Here is a 19,766-nt window from a genome sequence, read left to right as displayed (position 1 = left end):
AGGTGGTCAGATAGAATCATAAATTCTAGAAACAGGTTGGAAAGGGAGCAACATTCGGTCGCATACAGCAATAAAATGACGGCATTGTATTTGTATAATATCAACGCGGAGGTCTGGTAAATTGTTGCGAAGAGAAAATGTGTGAAACAATTTCTGTTGCCGAGCGGCGATCTTATGTGTTGTGTCTTGTAAGAAAAAGATGGACTTGAAATCCTTTCTTTCTTGAGCATGCAATATAAGAGAGATTACAGAGTTTGTCAATTTATAGTCGAAAAAAATGCGCTATCGGGGATAGCGCATTTGGTCTAATTGCAAAGCGAGAATTAGATATGTTCTTCGATAAATGCAGTCAATTTAGACTTTGGTGCTGCGCCCACTTGTTGTGCAACTACTTCACCATTTTTAAACATCAGTAAAGCAGGGATGTTACGAATGTTGTAGTTTACGGCTGTTGCTTCACATGAAGTCACGTCTACTTTAACAATTTTTACTTTGCCTTCGTATTCATTTGCAAGCACTTCCAATACAGGTGCAATCGCTTTACAAGGCGCACACCAGCCTGCCCAGAAATCAACAAGAACGGGAGTATCAGAATTTAAAACATCAGCTTCAAAGTTGGCATCTGTAGTGTTAATGATATTACCTGACATGGAATATGCTCCAAAATTTTATTAAAAGATCGCTAATGGCTCTAAGTATTACATAGCCATCTTTAACAATGTAGTGTTAGATGCAAATTTTCAGCCTTTCAGGTCAATTTGTCTAATTGATGCTCACGATGATGCTGATCGTGTAACACAATTGTCATATATGCTTAAAAATAAAAAGCTCAATATTTAAAAGAGATAAATGGCTTTTAAATTGCATGCATGTGCATTACTCTAGGCTCAATTCTGTACAGGTTTATTTGAAGAATGTCTGATTTTTTGATTGATGAAGAATTACTTGCTGCCATCGATATGGGATCGAACAGCTTTCACCTTGCGATTGCTCGTGTAGACCATGGTGAAGTCAAAAAAGTTGCATCAATGTCAGAAAAAGTTCAGTTGGCGGCTGGGCTTGATGAAAATAAAAATTTAACTGAAGCAGCACAACAACGTGGTTTGGCTTGTTTAGCGCGTTTTGTTGGGCGCTTAAGTTCAGTACAGCCCAATCGTTTGAGAATTGTGGCGACCAATGCTTTACGCCAAGCCAAAAATGGTCATGAATTTATTCAAAAAGCGGCAGAAATTTTACCCAAACCGATTGAAATTATTGCGGGTCGTGAAGAAGCACGTTTAATTTATCTAGGTGTATCGCATACCATGGCGAATAGTGGTCGTCGTTTGGTGATAGATATTGGTGGTGGTTCAACCGAATTGATCATTGGTGAGGAATTTGAACCCATCCATACCGAATCTTTACAGATGGGCTGTGTGGCTTTTACCAAGTGTTATTTCCCAGATGGTGAAATCAACCAAAAAAGTTTTGATAAAGCGGTGGTTGCGGCGCGTAAAGAACTTTCTGCGATTGCCAATACCTATAAAGAAGCAGGCTGGGATACCGTTGTCGGGTCGAGTGGTACCATTAAGGCTTGCCGCCAAATTGCGGTCAATATGGGTTGGAGCAATGAACAGGAAAATCTAACCCGTGAAGGGCTGGAAAAACTCAAGGAAAAACTGCTCAAGTTTAAACATGTGACCGAAATGGATTTTGACGGTTTAAAAGAAGACCGTCGAGCAGTTTTGCCAGCTGGGGTTGCTATTTTATCGGCAGTGTTTGATTTACTGAATATTGATGTTTTGGTGTATTCGGATGGTGCATTGCGTGAAGGTGTGATGTATGACCTGCTTGGTCGTTTCCAGCATGAAGATATTCGTGACCGTAGTGTACAAGCCCTGATGGGACGTTATGGTGCAGATCCAAAACAAGCAGAACGCGTGGTCAAAACGGCACAACATTTATTTGATGGTGTGGCCGAATCACTCAATTTAACTAGTGATGACAGTGACTTACTGCGTCGTTCAGCGTATTTGCACGAAATTGGTTTGGCCATCAGCCATGGGGGATATCACCGTCATGGAGCGTATTTATTACAACATTCCGATATTGCGGGCTTCTCACAAATTGACCAAAATCTTATATCGCATTTGGTTGCCCACCATCGTCGTAAGTTACGTAGTGATGCCAAAATTGATGTGATGAAGGTCGGTGGTAGCAAACTTGTGCACTTATGTCTATTGCTTCGATTAGCAGTTTTGCTGAATCATAGTCGTAGCGATGCGATGCTTCCTGCCATTGAATTAACCATTGGCAATGCGCAACAATGGCAACTCTGCGTTTCTGGTGATGCCAAACAATGGCCTTTGCTTGTAGCAGACTTGCACGACGAACAAGTGCAATTCAAGCACTGGGATATTGAATTGAATATTCAGTCGGAACAATTTATCGATTAATACTGATTGGTTAATCTAGGGATAATGGTCGACCTATGAAAAATAAAGCTGCTCAATCTAAAGCATGGACAACAGTCCAAATTGCACGTCATCCAGATCGTCCGCAATTTTTGGACTATGTTGGCGAAATCTTCACTGAATTCGATGCTTTACATGGGGATCGTTTGTTTGGTGATGATGGTGCGATGGTCGGTGGCTTAGCGCGTTTTGATGGCAAACCTGTAATGGTTGTCGGTCAACACCGTGGTCGTAGCACTCGCGAAAAATTAAAGCATAACTTTGGGATGTGTAACCCTGAAGGCTACCGTAAATCACAACGTTTGCTAGATATGGCTGAGCGTTTTAATTTACCTGTTTTCACTTTTATTGATACTATGGGCGCTTACCCAGGTGTAGGTGCTGAAGAGCGCGGTCAAGCTGAAGCGATTGCCACCAGCCTTGCACAACTTTCTAATTTGAAAGTACCTGTTATTGCAACAGTTTTGGGTGAAGGGGGTTCAGGTGGTGCCTTAGGTATTGGTGTTGCTGACCGTGTGATTATGTTGTCACACAGTATCTACTCAGTGATTTCACCAGAAGGCTGTGCCTCTATTTTGTGGAAAACGGCAGAAAAAGCTGAACAAGCCAGTGAAGCATTGGCATTAACAGCTGACCGTTTACAACAAATTGGTATTGTGGAATACGTGGTTGACGAAGGTCAAGGCGCGCATTTAAATCCTGAACAAGTGATGGAAAATTTAAAAGCCGTACTCAAACAAGCTTTGGATGAGTTACAGCCGATGGATGCCCAAGAACGATGCGAAGCACGTTACCAACGTTTAATGAAGTTTGGCAGCGACAATTTAGGTCTAACGTCTTAATCCAGGCACAGACCTTTACAGAACAAAGTTCGTATCTGATAGGATGTAGCGGTGGCGTGGATTCCATGCTGTTGCTGCATCTTATGTCTTTTTTATTCCCGCAAAAAGTACGTGCGATATATGTCGATCATCAACTGCAAAGTATGAGTGCGGCATGGGGCGATTTTGTCTTTCAGACCTGTCAGCAATTGCAGGTGCCGTGTTCGGTTGTTCCTGTACACGTGGCCGAAGGAAATCTAGAAAATCAGGCCCGTACTGCCCGTTATCAGGCATTCGCTACGCACTTAAAAGCCAATGAAATTTTGGTATTGGCACATCATCAGCAAGATCAAGCCGAAACACTGATGCTACGTTTGCTTTCTGGAGCCGGAGTGCAGGGTTTATCAGCGATGTCCGTATTGGATCAGCGCGAGAATATGACCCTTTGGCGTCCCATGCTCGAGTTATCACGTGAGCAGATTTGCCAATGGGCTGCCCAGTCGAATGTACAAAATATTCAAGACCCGACCAATGCTGATCCAGATTATGATCGTGCTTGGTGTCGTGAAATTTTATGGCCAGTCCTACAACAACGCTTTCCAAAAATGCAGCAAGCGCTGAACCGGACCAGTATTTTAATGCAAGATGCAGATGCTATTTTACTAGAAGTACTGCAAGACGACTTATTGACCTGTGGAAATTCAAGGTTATTGAATCTTGAAGCTTTATTAAATCTGTCAAAACCCAGACAGCGGCAATTACTCTCGGTGTGGATGCAAGGTGAGGCGGTGTATCGACCCAACTTTGCAATGGTTGAACGTGTGTTGAAAGAAGTGATTGCCGCTAAACCAGATGCGCAGGCTGCTTTGCACTGGAATGGCTATTATTTTATTCGCTATCAACAGCAGATTTTCCGTTTAACTGCTCAGGAATATTTGGCAGAACAGTTGTATCCCATTCCTTTGCAGCAGTCGGTGCTGTGGCATCAGCAAGAAGAGATTGTTTTAGCCTCTGGAACATATCGCATTACCCCGCAAAAACAGGGCTTAGCTGCAAGCTTATTGGGGCGGGAGCTGACCTTATCGGCCCGTATTGGCGGGGAGAAAATTCATTTACTGGGACGTGTAGGGAGTTGGCCGTTAAAAAAAGCCATACAACAGGCACAAATTTTTCCGTGGTTGCGTCATACAATTCAAATATTAAGCATAGATAATGTTATGCTAGGGGTTTTTACACCTAATGGTTTTTGGTTCGCTCAGTCTGAATATATTGAAGCAGAAGGATGGCAACCAAAATTGTTTTCTAAGCAATAACATACTCAATATCGAGCGTAAATCATGAGTGCAGTTTTAAATTGTAATATTAGTTTTATTGGTGGCGGCAATATGGCTCAGGCCTTAATTGGAGGCTTAATTGCTCGCGGTATGCCAACCACACGTATTACAGTTTCTGATCCGTTTGAAAATATTCGTCAACTTTTACAAGAAAAAGATGTGCATGTAACGGATGATAATATTGCCGCAATTGAGCACGCAGATATTGTAGTTTTAGCAGTAAAGCCACAGGTGTTGGCGACTGTATTAAAGCAATTGCATGGCTTACTTGATGGTAAGTTGGTGATTTCGATTGTGGCGGGTGCTGAAATTGAAACCATGGCCACTTTATCTGGCACAAACCGTATTGTGCGTGTTATGCCGAATACACCGGCTTTAGTACAAACGGGTGCGCATGGTTTATTTGCGACTGAAGCCGTAGATGCCAAAGACCGTGAATTAGCCAGTCAAGTGCTCGCCGCAACAGGCTTAACCATTTGGGTCAATACTGAAGCGCAGATTGATGCGGTGACGGCTGTTTCTGGCTCAGGACCTGCTTATTTCTTCTATATGATGGAAAGCATGATTCGTGCAGGTAAGAACTTAGGTTTAGATGAAAAAGTAGCGACGGCTTTGACCTTACAAACGGCTTTAGGTGCAGCCCAAATGGCGATTACCAGTGCCAGCTCACCTTCAGAATTACGTAAAAATGTAACCTCTCCAAATGGCACGACTCAGGCGGCTTTAGAAGTCTTTGATCGTGCGCAAATTTCACAAAATATTCAGTCTGCTTTAGCAGCTGCGAAAAAACGCAGTCAAGAGTTGGCACAAGAATTAAGTGAAAGTAGCAAATAATTAATTTTTAATTAGGAAAATTTAAATATGGGTGCAAGCTCTGCGCTAATTTTTGGCATTATTATTAACGTAGCGATTTTGCTCGTATTCTTCCGCTTTTTAATGCAATTAGCAGCGGTTAATCCTTACAACCCAGTGGTGATGTCGACAGCTAAAGCCACCAAGATCGTGGATATTTTTGGTCGTATTTTTCCGACACTGGGTAAAGGTCGGGTGAATACTGCAGCATTGGCTTTGGTGGTGGTGCTATATTTATTAAAAATATTTGGCATCATGTATTTATCGGGTGCGATGCCGAACAGTCCAATTCATCTGGTGATTTTGACGTTTGTGACCATGATTCAGGACTTGATTCGGTTCTGTCGTTACCTGATTTTCGCTACGATTATTTTAAGTTGGGTGGTCATGTTTACCCAGTCTCGCTCACCTTATATTGAAGTCATTCAAGAATTGGCTGAGCCGTTATTGGCACCGTTCCGTCGTTTGTTGCCGAATATGGGGATGATTGATTTATCACCAATTATTGCCTTCTTGGCTTTATATATTGCTGAAATCATTATGAATGAAGTGGCAATTGCCTTGTTGACGGGGTTATAAAGTTTTCCCGCTTCATTTTCAACATATAAAAAAGGACTCACTAGTGAGTCCTTTTTTATGCTTAGAATTTTATTGCTTAATGGGCTTCATCCCAGTTTTTGCCTTTGCCGACTTCAACCAATAATGGTACAGAAATTTCCAGTACCGATTGCATCACTTCAGCCAGTTTCGGTGCTAATTCATCGGCAATGTCAGCATCAACTTCAAACACCAATTCATCGTGTACCTGTAACAGCATTTTGGCTTGATCTTTCGGCAGCATTTTATCGACTTCAATCATGGCCATTTTAATGATGTCCGCAGCACTGCCTTGTAGTGGTGCATTAATGGCAGCACGTTCAGCCGCTTTACGAATCATCATGTTACGGGCATCAATTTCAGGGGTATATAAGCGACGCCCCAAAATAGTCTCGACAAATCCTTGTTCCAACGCCACCTGACGAGTACGTTGCATATACTCATAAATGCCAGGATAACGGTGAAAATACTGTTTGATATAGTTTTGTGATTCTTCGCGGGTAAAGCCCAATTGACGAATCAAACCAAATTCCGACATGCCATACAACAGACCGAAGTTCACGGCCTTAGCTTGGCGACGTTGATCATGGGTCACCTGTTCGAGCGGAATATTCAAAACTTCAGAGGCAGTACGGCGGTGTACATCCTGACCGTGGCGGAAGGCATCGAGTAGGGCATCATCCTGAGAAAAATGGGCCATTAAGCGCAGTTCAATTTGTGAATAATCGGCTGCAAGTAATACACGACCTTCTGGGGCAATAAAGGCTTTACGAATTTGACGGCCAATTTCTTCGCGCACCGGAATATTTTGCAAATTCGGATCGGTGGAGGATAAACGTCCTGTCGCCGTCAAGGCTTGGTGATAGCTGGTATGCACACGATGCGTTGCATTGTTGGCTTGTTTGAGCAGACCATCGGTATAGGTGCTTTTCAGTTTGGACAGGCCACGATAATCCAAAATTAAAGCACTGATTGGATGATCAATTTTTTCTAAAATACTTTCGCTGGTGCTATATTGACCGGTTGAGGTCTTTTTACCGCCTTTTAAGCCCAATTTTTCAAACAGGATTTCACCCACCTGTTTCGGGGAGCTGACATTAAACGATTGTCCAGCCAATTCGGTAATCTGGTTTTCCAGATTTTGCATGGTTTTAGAAAAATCTTCCCCCAAGTGATCGAGGAATTGGAGATCAAGCTGAATGCCATTTTCTTCCATGTGCGTTAAAACACGCGCTACAGGCACTTCAATATTATGCAAAATATTAATCAGTTCTGGATGGGCTTTGAGCTTTTTATCCAGTACTTCATACAGGCGGAAGGTGACATGGGCATCTTCCGCCGCATAATGTGCTGCAGTTTCAATCTCAATCTGATTAAAGGTCTTTTGTTTGACACCTTTGCCAGCCACTTCTTCATAGGTGGTGGTGAGATGGCTTAAATAGAGACGTGCAACATCATCCATACCATGACGAGTGGCGACGGAATTCAACACATAAGAGGCCAGCATGGTATCAAAATACCAACCTTGTAGCTCAATGCCATGATTAGCAAAAATGTGGGCATCGTATTTTAGATGATGTCCGATTTTCTTGATCTCAGGATTTTCTAAGATGGGCTTGATTTGCGCTAAGACCTGATCACGTTCCAATTGCACAGGTGCCCCTTCGTAGTCATGCGCGAGCGGGACGTAATAAGCATCTTCAGCATCAAAAGCAATTGAGAAACCAACCATTTCCGCTACACGATAATCCAGACTGGTGGTTTCGGTATCAATCGCAAATTTGTGGGCATTCTGCATACGCTGTAATAGTTTGTCCCATACTTCTGCGGAGAGTACGGTATGGTAGTTGGCTTGACCGAGTTGATCATCAACACTACTTAAGGTCGCTTGATCTTCCGTTTCAATCGGAGCAGGCGCAGCCGTTTGTTGCAGGCTGGCATTGCTTTGTTTGTTTTTACTGTTGTTTGGATTGTTCGGGTGATCAAGGGACTGTAACTGATTACGGAATTCGAGCTCGGTGTATAAGCGACGTAATTCATTCACGTTCGGGTCTTGCAAGGCAAGGTCTTCGTAGCAAATGCCGATGTCTAAATCACAGACGATGCTGGCCAACTGATGGTCAATCGCAATGTTGTCGACATTTTCTTTAATGTTCAGTCCAACCTTGCCTTTAATCTTGTCGACATTTTCTAAAATGCCACCAATCGAGCCATATTCGGTGAGCAGTTTTGCCGCAGTTTTCGCACCGACGCCTGGAACCCCCATAATGCCGTCAGAAGCATCACCCATTAAGGTCAGGTAGTCGATAATTTGATTTGGCCACACGCCGAACTTTTCAAAAACACCATTCACATCCATTGGCTTTTCTTTAAAGCTGTCTTCGAGGGTCACTTTTTCGGTGACCAGCTGAGCCATATCTTTATCGCCTGTAGAAATCAGTACTTGCTGACCTTTGGCTTCAGCCCGTTTTGCCAATGTCCCGATAATGTCATCGGCTTCAGCACCTGGGAGCATGTGAACCGGAATACCTAAAGCACGAATCAGCGCATGTAGATACGGAATTTGCTGTGCCAGTTCATCAGGCATGCTAGGGCGGTCACCTTTGTAGATGGGAGATAATTCATGGCGGAAGGTGGGTTCTGGTGTATCAAAAATGACAGCCATATGGGTCGGTTGAGTACGACGCATCAATTTTTGAATGGCAGAAATTGCGCCACGTACCGCATTGGTATGCAACCCTGTAGACGTGGTCAGCGGGGGAACCGCGTGAAAGGCGCGAAATAAAAAGTATGACCCATCGACCAATACAAAAGGTGGCATGCTGTAAACCTTGATTATGAACTCAGGCATATATTACGTGAAAAAGCCAAATCTGTCTTATTGGCGATGTAATCCTGTCTAGGGCATGAATGGGAATCATCATGACAAGTCTATAAATTTGCAGCATTTTGTATGTAAAACTGCCTGCTCGAAGCCTGATCAAGTAAGATGAATTGAAGTCAGCTGCATAACTTAATTTCGCCATGTATAAAAAAGACAAGCAGGGCATGCTGTGGTTATTGATTGCATTAAGCATCCTGTTGCTGGTTGCAATCGGTTTGCAATGGCAATCTGCGCTATTTGCTGCGGCCATTGGATTGACTGTCGTGATGGTTCTGGTAATTGCTAATCTGCATCAGCGCTTATTACACTTAGAACAGTCGCAAACGCCTTCTGTTGTTCATCCCGCTAGTCTGGGTACACAACAACTCCTGATTTATGCAGCCGCTTTTGCTGCACTCTGGGGATATGCCCATACGTGGATTTGGCTGGTACTAGGGGCATTATTGCTGTTATTGCTTTGCATGATTCAAGTGATCAGCAATTTTCAAACACGTTTAGCTCGATTAGAACAGACGCAACAGTCTTCGGCAGAACTATCTTTAGCCACGGGCATGGTCAAGCCATCTGAACAGTCGGCCTTTACTTCACCGCCACCACTGCAGCCGCAGCTGATCATCACTCAGCAAAATGATCCTACAGTTCAGCAACCTGTACAGCATGAGCATGCTCTACCTGAAAGACCGTCAGTTGCATGGTGGCAACCTGCACTCGACTGGATGAAACATGGCAACCCGATTTTAAGAGTTGCGGTTACGTTGCTTATGGTCGGTGTTGTGTTGTTGTTACGCTTTGCCAGCGAACATTGGCAGCTGAGCTTGGCGGTGAAGTTGGGCTTTATCGCGTTCGCGGGCGGTGCCACGACTGTTTTTGGTTATCTGTTGCAACGAAAAAATACGTTATTTGCGATTGCCTTACAGGGTGTGGGCTTAGCCGTTATTTTCCTGACGTTAATCTTTGCGCATCATTTTGCCATCGTCGCCAGCTTGATGGGGGCAAGTGGCTTATGTGTGATTCTACTGGGGGTTACCGTTGTTTTAAGCCTGAAACAGCAAGCGTTGTATTTGGCAATTTTAGCACTCAGTATGGCCTATCTAGCGCCTTTGCTGATTCCACACACTCATCCTGATGTGGTGTTCCTATTTGCCTATTATTGGGTCATCAATTTGGCTGTGGTGGCGCTGAACTTTTTGCAACCATGGAAAATTCTGCACCAAATTGCTTTTTTTGCCACCATGTTTATTGGGGGGACGGTGGTGGGCATCTATGCAGAACATAAGCAGTTGCATACCCTTGATATAATTTTATGGCTGCACATCGCATTATTTATTGGGTTGAGTATTCGCTACAGTCAGCTCATGCTGAAAGCTCAATCGCAGCAACAGGCTATGTTTGAGCCGAGAAAAAAATTGCAGCCCATTTTAGATGTGGGTTTGATTTTTAGTGTACCTGTCTTGGGTTTTTCTTTACATGCTTTCTTGATGCATGATTCAACCGCGGCATTGACTTGGGGCGCTGTTGCTTTAGCCGTCACCTATGCTGCATTACATTTCTGGATAAAGCATCGCTATCCAGAGTTGTCCATTTTGGCGAAAAGCTTCTTTATTTTAGCTGTGGTCTTTACGGCGCTAATTTTTCCATTGGCTAAAGGGGCGCATTGGACGTCCACAGGTTGGGTGATACAGGGGACAGCCTTAATTGTTTGGGGGATTACTGAACGCTATCGTTTGAGCCGTTATGTGGGGGTGGTTCTGGTTTTGATCAGTTCGATTGCCCTGATGTATCAGGTCTGGTCGAATGATCATTTTCCGATTTTAACAACGCTTATTTATGCCTTGGCTCAATTTATTTCTGCCTTCTATTTACTGCATTATCAACAAGTCGAGAAATATTTCAGTGCGCGCATGCTCAGCGGTATTTTCCTGCTCTCTGGTATGTATGCTGGTGCTTTGGCTGGGGTGGAAGTGCTGCATGGGCAGGCATGGGCCTTCAGTTACTCGATTGCTATCGCAACGCTGTTGCTAGCGCTGTTCAGTTTAGTGGTGCATCTAAAATCTAAATTAGAGTGGCAAAATGTGCAACTGGTATTACTGGGTGGGCTTTTGCTGCTGCTGTACCTGCTAAGTCTGCTCGAAGCAGTTTTTACCATGCAGCAATGGTCCAGTACCCCTGTGCAATACAGTGTTGCGGTGAGTGCAATCACTACAAGTTTAATCTTGCTGATGATGCCGCGTGTTCCAGATCGAATTAGCAATTCGCTATGGTCAGGCATGCTGTGTTTTAGTCTGGCAGGTATTGGTCTGGCAGTTTTTCCACAGATGCCAATTGCGGCACTAGGCATTGTGCCACTGGGTTATGCCTGCTTACAATTCATGCACCATAACCCCCGGTTTTTACATCAACAATCGGTGTGGAGTTTGGGGCTGTTATGGTTGTTGATCTTGAACCTCGACCCATATTCTGCAACTCAGTATTATGTGATCCCATTACTCAATTTGACCGATCTCCTCTCACTCGGGATGTTGCTCGGCTTATTGTGGCTGATTTATCATCATGATTTTCAGCAACAGCAAAGTGTTGAATGGGGCTTTAAAGTCAGCACGATCCTGATCGGACTGTTGGTGTTTAGTAGTGTGGTGGTTCGAGCCATGCATCATTATCTGGCAACCCCATTATGGGGCAGTGCGATTTGGCGAGATGGTTCGGTACAGCTCAGTTTGACTTTGTTGTGGGTGATTCTAGCCTTTGTCTTGATGACTTTTTCCAGTCGACGGCAGATACGTCAGATCTGGTTTGTGGGATCGGCGCTGTTGGCGATTGTCGTGGTTAAACTGTTGTTGTTGGATTTATCGCAAAGTGGAACCTTAACGCGGGTGATTTCATTTATTGCATCGGGTGTGGTGATGTTGGTGATTGCATATCTTGCACCTTTACCTCCAAGCCTGCTTGAGCCAAAAAAAGAGCGATAATTTTATCGCTCTTTTTGTTCCTGTTTCAGCTCTTTGGCATAAGCATACTGGTCGATTTCATCTTTTTCTTTTGGACGTGGTCGATCAATAATGCCCATTTTCGGTACAGGGATTTCAATCTGATTTTCCAAGAAACCATTACGAACCCGTTCCTGTAATTCATCGCGTGCTTTAATGAAAATTTCTTGTCGACACCAGACGGCAAATAGAATTTCAATGGTAGATTCACGAAAGGCGGTTACAGTCACTTCAGGTTTGGGATCATCTAGAGCCAGCGGATAACGCGCGGCCACATCGAGCAGAACTTCACGAACTTTGATGATGTCTTCCTGAAAATTAATCGCCAGAGTAATTGGAATGCGTCGTATTGGAAATTTAGATAAATTCATCACGGGTGCACGAATCAACTGTTCGTTGGGTAGGCGCACATAAATATTGTCTAAAGTGAGCAGTTTGACCGAGAGTAAATCAATCGAAATCACTTCGCCTTCAATCACATGACCACGAATTAAGGTAATTTGAATAGTATCGCCCACTTCGAAAGAACCTTCTCCAATTAGGAATAGACCACTAATTAAGTTACTGGCAGAAGTTTGTGACGCAAAACCTAAAGCTACGGTCAGAATCCCTGCAGCACCTAAAAAGACACTGAGTTTAAAACCCGCTTCTTTTAGGCTCGCCATAATAAACAGCAAGAAAATAAAGTAGAAAATCCCGCGGCGCCAAACCATGCTTTGATGGGCATTAAAGCGTTGTCCAACCGTGCGGATAAAGGTATTCGAGACTACGCGTGCCAAAACAAAGCCAATTAGGCACAAAACTAAGGCGACCAGAATCTCACTCAGGCGCTCAAGGTTAATATTGGTGAAAATTCCTTTAAGGCTGACTGCAACATCTTTAGGAATATTGGTATCTGGCATAACAGCCTCCTAAAAAAATGAGTCAAACATATTGAATAAGGCACCACCAGGGGAGCGAGGTGCATGCACATAGGTCACTTCGCCCGCCAAAGGCGGAGTCCGGTTTTCAATTTTAATCCGAGGTGGTCGATCTAAATCTTCATGCACCACTTTAATTTGTGATGTCCACAGCCGATCGGTACTTTCGCTGTAAAATAGTGGCAGTGCGGCAACGGGCACATTCATGCGGTCAAAGCGTAATTGCTGTCCGCTGGTATTGTGAAACTCAATCGGAGTCACCGCGCGAAATGGACTTGGCTTGAGCAGATTTAACTCGGTGCGCCCATCAACGGCCGTGGCATAGCACATTTCACCAGTGCGTTGGTCTGGACCAAACCAGGTGTCTTTAGGTTGCATCATCGGTAGATCAAATAAGGGTTCGCGTTGGCTTTCCACAAATCCAGCAATCCATAATGGTGTGCTGATATACAGCGTACCGCGCTGTCCTGCAGGAATGTAAATTGGATCGACAGGCTTAATTACCACTGAGCGATCGGCCAAACGAGGCATCAAATGAAAGGTTTCATGAGTTTTGCGAAACATATACCGTTCAATTTTAATCGGCTGTGGAAAAGCAAAGTCAGGATCCTCAATGGTTTTCCATTTACGTTCAGAGTCTTTTTGAAATTGTGGGCGATGGTATTCAAGCCGCCATTCATTAATACTACGGGTTAAACGAAACAATAAAGTGCCGAACTGCCATGTTCTGGCTTGGTTTAATTCGAATTTTTGTTCTCCCCACCATTTTAGGGGAAGATGCTCCGCAGGAGCATGCTCTAAATCAGATGCTGCCAAAATAAAAAAATCCTCTAGTCAGTTCAGTCAAAAACAGACTTCACGCTGTCATAAGCTTAGAGTACACTCAAAAGCCTCTTTTTCATCATTATAATTTTGTGATGCAAATACTTAAACAAATACAAATTCCTTATAGTTTTGCCAAACGACATGGCGTTTTACTTCGATATGAAGGTGATCAGATTTTTATTGTGCGACGTGAAAATACCGCATGGATTGCATTACAAGAAGCGCGCCGTTTACTCAATGCCCCAGCCCATTATGAATTATTAGATGACCAAAAATTTAATGCTTTATTAAGTTCCAGTTATGCTGGAGATACCGGAGAATCTCAGCAAGTCGCGGCAGGACTAGAAGATCATCCCGATTTACTCAGTTTGGCAGATCAAGTCCCTGAAGCAGAAGATTTAATGGATCAGGAAGATGATGCGCCAATTGTCCGTTTAATTAATGCCTTGCTTTCGGAAGCGATTCGCGTTGGTGCTTCGGATATTCACATTGAGGCGTTTGAAAAGAAACTTTCAGTGCGCTTGCGGGTCGATGGTCAACTGCGTGAAATTGTCCAGCCGCGCCGTGAATTGGCACCGCTTTTGGTGTCTCGTATTAAAGTGATGGCAAAACTGGATATTGCTGAAAAGCGCATTCCGCAAGATGGACGTATTTCATTGCGTCTTGCAGGGCGAGAAGTGGATGTCCGTGTTTCGACCTTACCGTCCTCGCATGGTGAGCGGGTGGTCATGCGTCTGTTGGATAAACAGGCTGGACGTTTAAACATGACTCATTTGGGCTTGTTACAGCCAGACTATCAACGCCTGACACAATTGGTACATCGCCCACATGGGATTATTCTGGTTACAGGACCAACAGGCTCGGGGAAAACCACCACTTTGTATGCGGCTTTATCTGATTTGAATGATAACACCCGTAATATTCTGACGGCAGAAGATCCGATTGAATATCAACTGGAAGGGATTGGTCAGACTCAGGTCAACACCAAGGTCGATATGACCTTTGCACGAGCGTTAAAAGCCATGTTGCGTCAAGATCCTGATGTGGTGATGGTTGGCGAAATTCGTGATCTAGAAACCGCTGAAATTGCGGTGCAAGCATCCTTAACGGGTCACTTGGTTCTATCGACCTTGCACACCAATACCGCAATAGGTGCGGTCACCCGTTTAAAAGATATGGGGATTGAGCCGTTCTTGTTATCCAGTTCATTAATCGGAGTTATTGCCCAGCGTCTAGTGCGAACCTTATGTCCACATTGCACCACTTGGCGGGAAGCGGATGCTTTTGAACAGCAAATGTTTCAACATCTGCAGACTTCAGTTTCGGGGCTGAAATTGCCAGAGCCGCATGGTTGTGAACAGTGTTTGCATGTCGGTTTTAGTGGGCGAACCGCAATTTATGAAATTGTGCCTGTCGATGAGTCCATGCGCCGTCTGATTCATGGCAATGCAGCTGAGTTTGAATTAGAAAATTATGCGCGACAGCATTCAGGCTCAATACGCGATGATGGTTTGCGCAAAGTTCTGGCGGGTAAAACCACCTTGGAAGAAGTGCTACGTGTCACCAATGCGACTGAAGAATAATCAGGCAATAAAATACTGCATAAAAAATGCGCTCCCGTTGAGCGCATTTTTATTGTTCTATGCTTAAGCGGTAAGAATATTAAAATTTACGTCAATATTGCCACGCGTTGCATTTGAATAAGGGCAAACAATATGTGCAGCTGCCACCAGTTTTTCTGCTTCAGCAGCATCCATAGCAGGAAGGTGAACATTCAATGTCACTTCAATGCCAAAACCCGTTGGAATAGGGCCAATCCCGACTTCACCTTCAATAAAAGCATCAGCGGGCATTTTAAATTGATCACGATTAGCCACAAATTTCAGTGCACCAAGAAAGCAAGCTGAATAACCCGCAGCAAAGAGCTGTTCGGGATTGGTGCCACCACCCATACCGCCCATTTCTTTAGGTACGATTAATTTGACATCGAGAATACCATCATCTGAAACGGCACGGCCATCACGACCTCCTGTAGCCTTTGCTTTTGCACGGTATACGACTTGTTCTAACGACATTTTATTCACCTAATAATATTGTGTACAAATATATCGTACACGATTTAAGTTAAAGTTCAAGAAACAAACAAACCGATTTGTAGAAAAAGGGTAAACATTTTTCTTCAAAAAGAGCAGATCAGCTGCGTGATTAATCTATTGAGAAGTTTAGGGTGGGCTAGGTCTAAAATATAGAGCTTGTGCTTAGGCATACAGCCTTAGCAACTTGAATGGAAATCACACTTCAACTAGAAGGTTAAAGCATTAGCCATAATGTGCCAGTCGGCGATGTTGCATCAAAGGCATAGAGGCACGAATGTGTTCTTGTTCTTGCAAGTCAAATGGTACTGTAATTAATTGGGCGCCTTCAGCAGTCACGATATCCAACAGCTGTCCACGGCTATTGGTGGCGGCTGTATGTCCCCAGGTTTGACGTTTCTCACCATGCCAGCCTTGCTGTGCTGCACCTAAAACCTGACATTGACTGTCCATGGCACGTGCCTGTAACAGCAGTTGCCAGTGCATTTGACCCGTCGTGTAAGTAAAGGCGGCTGGCGCAGTCAGAATATGAGCACCACGTGCACGCAAGTGTAAGGCCAGTTCAGGAAAGCGTAAGTCATAGCAGACCATCATCCCAATATTGCCAAAGGGAGTTTGGGCAACCACAATGTCTGTGCCAGGTTCAAAAAACTTGGATTCTTGATAGCCGCCAACAGCATCACCCACTTGTACATCAAACAAGTGGATTTTGTCATAGCGTGCTTCAGTACCTTCAGGACTAATACATAAACTGACGGTACGTACACGACCATCTTGAATCACTGAACCATCAGGACGAAAAGGACAAGGCAAAGTCCCTGCCACAATCCAGATTTCATATTGATGGGCAAGAACTTCAAGTCGCTTTTGAATACTCTCAAACTGTTCAGCGGTTTCGCGCTGCTTCCCTGCAGCAAAACAGACAAAGTTTTCAGGGAAAACCACTAAGGATGAACCTAGCGCTTTACTCTGTTGAATAAATGCCTCAATGACCTTGAAGTTTTCTTCAATGTCATTTTGAGAATTCATTTGAGCAACAGAAAGTAAAGGCATGTGTTGTTCCTTGCAACGGGTGCATTAAGCGTTTTGCTGACTAGACGCTTGTTCCAGATTATCTTGTTCTTTTTGGAGTTGTTTGACCAGCGGTTCAAACATATTCTGATTACTTTCGTTCAATTTCATTAAGGTTTTATGCGCATCCAGTACCGTGGTCAGCATATTGCTATGGGTCACGTGTTCTTCCATTAATTCACGTGTGCATACGCTTGGATCACCGCAGTAATTCAAGATGACAAAAACCTGACCCAAGCCCATGCTATTGGCTAAAGTCGTGATATCTGGATTGGTTGATAACATGACAGCTTGAATGTTATGCACTTGCTTTAGCTTCAAACCTAATTTCGCTAAAATACCTAACACGGTGCTGTCGATAAATGTGGTTTGGGTTAAATCTACGATTGCCCCAACTACATTTGACTGTTGTTCAATTCGGTTTAAAAGTTTGTCTAGACTGATACAAGATTGGGCACGCACTTCGCCAATAAGCTTAAAAATATGCGTTCCATCCAAACTTGCATATTCAACATGACCTGTTGACATATAAATGCCATTTTCAGAGAAGGATAGGAAAATTATCACATAGGGCAAGTGTAGACTCAAGTATTCTTGAGTCGTAGATATATGTGTTAATGTTTAAGTATTTGAAAAACAAATTAATTCATTCTGCATAAACTTAATATGGCAATGTCATCTGCCACATGTTCGGGGGCTTGGAATGATTGATTTTGCAAGTGGTAGACCAATTGTTCAAATTGTTCGTTCAATCCGCCATCAAAAGGTTCTAGAGCGCCATCTGAACAAATAATGAAACGGGTCTGTTTATTTAAGACACACTCAAATTCTTCAACCTCTAAATCTTCCGTCAGACCTAAAGGGAAGCTACTGGTGTTTAAGATTTTTGGAGGATGATTCGGTTCTAACATAATAGCTGGGGGATAATGTCCAGCGCTGGACCATTTTAACACGTGGGTTTCTAAATTCAGTGTACCCGCAATCATGGTGATATGTTTTTCAATATTTTCCTGTACCAACATCCCATTCAGCTTTTTAATCAATTCTCTTGGTGTCTTGGAACGACCATGGAAGGCCGCCATCCAAGAGGTCAGCAAGCTACTGGTGACACCATGACCCGAAACATCAGCTAAATAGAAAATGATTTCTTTATCACTGAGTTTCCAATAGTCATACCAATCTCCAGAAAGATAGGCAGATGGTTGAAAAAGGGTTTCAATACGATAGTTGGTTAATTCAATCGGATTAGGGAGTAAGCGTTTTTGTAATTCAGCCGCAGAAGGCAGGTCTCGGCTATCTTGGTTACGCTTATATTGTGCGTCGATTTTTAATAAAGAGTGTTCTGGATTTGCCGGAAGTCGATTCCAGATCCAGCCTGCAAGTGCACCCATTTCCCACGCTTGTGCCAAGGCCGTACCTTCACTTTCAAAAGCCAAGACAATCGTGGGTAAATTCCATTGATGAATTAAATAATCTTGCACATCAGCAATGGCAATAATTGTAGGATCATACAAATCTATGTCATCTATGTGAATCATTTGTACACTCGGGAGAGTGTTAATCACCTGATCTAAATAAGGAATATTGCGAGTCGGTTGAATGAAATACATATATAAATTGTATGATCCTTACGTTTACTTCGTTAGATGTACTATATCAATCAAGTAATTGCTAGAAAAAGTATAATTTTACCTGAGAATAAGTTTTACAAATTATTCGGAAGGCGTTGAAATATCTTCATCTTGGCTATCATCTATCCCATCATCAGTTTCTTCATCAATAAAGGAAATATTGTCTGCATCCAAGCCACGTTTCTGGGCAATCTCAAAGTTTTTACGCTGCAAGTAGATGTCGCGAATCGCAGCATAGCGATCACCTTGTAACACATCTTCAACATCAAGAATTTGTGCACGGGTATCAATACCACGTAACACTTGATCCGACCAATATAAACCATCCTGATCATCAAACAGATAACGCTGTGGACGAGCCTGACCATCTACAAAGAAACCAACACCATCACGGAATGTGCTTGGACCTATAATCGGTAAAACTATATATGGGCCAGAGGGAACACCGTAATATCCCATCGTTGTTCCCAATCCTTCTTCTTCCATATCCAAACCAAGACGACGTGCAGGATCGGCAAAACCTAAAGTTGTGACAGAGTTAATGGTAAATCGACCTAAAGATTTTGCAGCACGTAATGGTCGGCCTTGAATTAACTGATTCACCGCATTCCAAGGTTCATTTAGGTTTTTACGAAAAGCGCGATAAGAACCACGTACAGTATCTGGAACTTTTTTCTTATATTGAACAGCAACAGGACGAGCAAAGTTTCGGTCAACGACATCGTTGAGCGCAAAGATCTGACGATTCAACGGCTGAAGGGGATCTTTTACTTCATCGGGTTGTGCAGCATTTGCATTCACTTTTAAATCTGTAGCTTTAACATTCTTAAGTTCTTTAAGCGATTCAAAAGTCGAAGTTGCAGTTGGGGCAGAGGCTGTAGCATCTGTACCCACTTCAGCAGCTGTGCTTTCTGTATTGGCAATCGCTACAGTGTCATTGGCTTGAAGAGTTGGGGCAAGGCTAACAGCTATAAGTGCAGCACATAAATAATAGTGAGTATGATGCATAATAGATCCAAGACAATTCTTAATTTTTAGCTCAAATTTAAGAAACCGTCTAAAATTAAAGAGTATAAGCGGTATTGTAACAGTAGTTTTCTTTGCTGTATTAAAACAAATTTGATCATAATATGTAAAAAAAACCTATTTTAGTTCAAAAAACACCCACTCAAAAGAATAAGTTGAGAAAAGGGGTTGCAACGGATCTGAAATGCTGTAGAATGCACATCCATCGGCGGTGATGCAGATAAAAACTTGTTGATTAACAAGGATTTAGCGAAAGAGTTAAATTTTTAAGTTGA

General features: G+C 43.2%; 16 protein-coding genes. 7 read left to right on the top strand and 9 right to left on the bottom strand.

Annotated elements, in window-relative coordinates:
* Positions 1-323: 323 nt before the first annotated feature.
* A complete protein-coding gene (gene trxA / locus ACX17N_RS12440; protein WP_458892896.1) occupies positions 324-650 on the bottom strand; it encodes a thioredoxin in 327 nt (108 codons plus the stop codon).
* A 264-nt stretch (positions 651-914) separates the two neighbouring features.
* On the opposite strand from trxA, the gene ppx reads away from it, so the two are divergent.
* The 5 genes from ppx to ACX17N_RS12415 are packed head-to-tail and all read left to right on the top strand — an operon-like array spanning position 915 to position 6,039.
* Complete coding sequence (gene ppx / locus ACX17N_RS12435) at positions 915-2,435, top strand: exopolyphosphatase (protein ID WP_458892895.1); 1,521 nt, start codon at positions 915-917, stop codon at positions 2,433-2,435.
* A gap of 35 nt (positions 2,436-2,470) precedes the next feature.
* Positions 2,471-3,295: an acetyl-CoA carboxylase carboxyltransferase subunit alpha gene (locus ACX17N_RS12430; protein ID WP_458892894.1), complete on the top strand. Its 825-nt coding sequence runs from the start codon at positions 2,471-2,473 to the stop codon at positions 3,293-3,295.
* On the top strand, positions 3,232-4,587 hold the full coding sequence (gene tilS, locus ACX17N_RS12425) for a tRNA lysidine(34) synthetase TilS (protein WP_458892893.1): 1,356 nt from the start codon (positions 3,232-3,234) through the stop codon (positions 4,585-4,587). Before ACX17N_RS12430 ends, tilS begins: the two co-directional genes overlap by 64 nt.
* A 24-nt stretch (positions 4,588-4,611) precedes the next feature.
* A complete protein-coding gene (gene proC / locus ACX17N_RS12420) occupies positions 4,612-5,442 on the top strand; it encodes a pyrroline-5-carboxylate reductase (RefSeq protein ID WP_458892892.1) in 831 nt (276 codons plus the stop codon).
* A gap of 27 nt (positions 5,443-5,469) precedes the next feature.
* Positions 5,470-6,039 carry a YggT family protein gene (locus ACX17N_RS12415; protein WP_458892891.1) on the top strand — a complete coding sequence of 190 codons (570 nt, stop codon included), beginning with the start codon at positions 5,470-5,472 and terminating at the stop codon, positions 6,037-6,039.
* Positions 6,040-6,115: 76 nt separating this feature from the next.
* On the opposite strand, the gene polA is transcribed toward ACX17N_RS12415, so the two are convergent.
* Positions 6,116-8,878, bottom strand: a complete 2,763-nt coding sequence (polA, locus tag ACX17N_RS12410; RefSeq protein WP_458892890.1) for a DNA polymerase I — start codon at positions 8,876-8,878, stop codon at positions 6,116-6,118.
* 203 nt (positions 8,879-9,081) lie between these two features.
* Between polA and ACX17N_RS12405 the strand changes: the two genes are divergently transcribed.
* Complete coding sequence (locus ACX17N_RS12405) at positions 9,082-11,907, top strand: DUF2339 domain-containing protein (RefSeq protein ID WP_458892889.1); 2,826 nt, start codon at positions 9,082-9,084, stop codon at positions 11,905-11,907.
* Positions 11,908-11,909: 2 nt separating this feature from the next.
* Here ACX17N_RS12405 and ACX17N_RS12400 read toward each other — a convergent pair whose 3' ends face one another.
* On the bottom strand, positions 11,910-12,827 hold the full coding sequence (locus ACX17N_RS12400; RefSeq protein ID WP_458892888.1) for a mechanosensitive ion channel family protein: 918 nt from the start codon (positions 12,825-12,827) through the stop codon (positions 11,910-11,912).
* Between the two features lie 9 nt (positions 12,828-12,836).
* On the bottom strand, positions 12,837-13,661 hold the full coding sequence (locus tag ACX17N_RS12395; protein ID WP_458892887.1) for a hypothetical protein: 825 nt from the start codon (positions 13,659-13,661) through the stop codon (positions 12,837-12,839).
* A 101-nt stretch (positions 13,662-13,762) separates the two neighbouring features.
* Here ACX17N_RS12395 and gspE point away from each other — a divergent pair, with 101 nt between their 5' ends.
* Positions 13,763-15,253, top strand: coding sequence for a type II secretion system ATPase GspE (gene gspE / locus ACX17N_RS12390; protein WP_458892886.1), 1,491 nt, complete (start codon positions 13,763-13,765; stop codon positions 15,251-15,253).
* A 63-nt stretch (positions 15,254-15,316) separates the two neighbouring features.
* On the opposite strand, the gene ACX17N_RS12385 is transcribed toward gspE, so the two are convergent.
* The 5 genes from ACX17N_RS12385 to ACX17N_RS12365 all read right to left on the bottom strand — a co-directional run bounded on the left by ACX17N_RS12385 (position 15,317) and on the right by ACX17N_RS12365 (position 19,473).
* Complete coding sequence (locus tag ACX17N_RS12385) at positions 15,317-15,745, bottom strand: organic hydroperoxide resistance protein (protein WP_458892885.1); 429 nt, start codon at positions 15,743-15,745, stop codon at positions 15,317-15,319.
* Between the two features lie 243 nt (positions 15,746-15,988).
* Entirely contained in the window at positions 15,989-16,816 is an 828-nt protein-coding gene (locus ACX17N_RS12380; RefSeq protein WP_458892884.1) for a carbon-nitrogen hydrolase family protein, read from the bottom strand.
* Positions 16,817-16,840: 24 nt separating this feature from the next.
* Positions 16,841-17,362 (bottom strand): anti-anti-sigma factor GigB, encoded by a 522-nt coding sequence (gigB, locus tag ACX17N_RS12375; protein WP_458892883.1) that lies wholly within the window; start codon positions 17,360-17,362, stop codon positions 16,841-16,843.
* Between the two features lie 113 nt (positions 17,363-17,475).
* Entirely contained in the window at positions 17,476-18,444 is a 969-nt protein-coding gene (gene gigA / locus ACX17N_RS12370) for an RsbU family protein phosphatase GigA (protein WP_458892882.1), read from the bottom strand.
* A gap of 102 nt (positions 18,445-18,546) precedes the next feature.
* Positions 18,547-19,473, bottom strand: a complete 927-nt coding sequence (locus ACX17N_RS12365; protein WP_458892881.1) for an MlaA family lipoprotein — start codon at positions 19,471-19,473, stop codon at positions 18,547-18,549.
* Positions 19,474-19,766 lie beyond the last annotated feature (293 nt).

It is taken from the genome of Acinetobacter sp. GXMZU3951, from assembly GCF_054457875.1.
The sequence above is the reverse complement of the archived record's forward strand: the minus strand, read 5'-3'. Positions and strand labels throughout refer to the sequence as shown.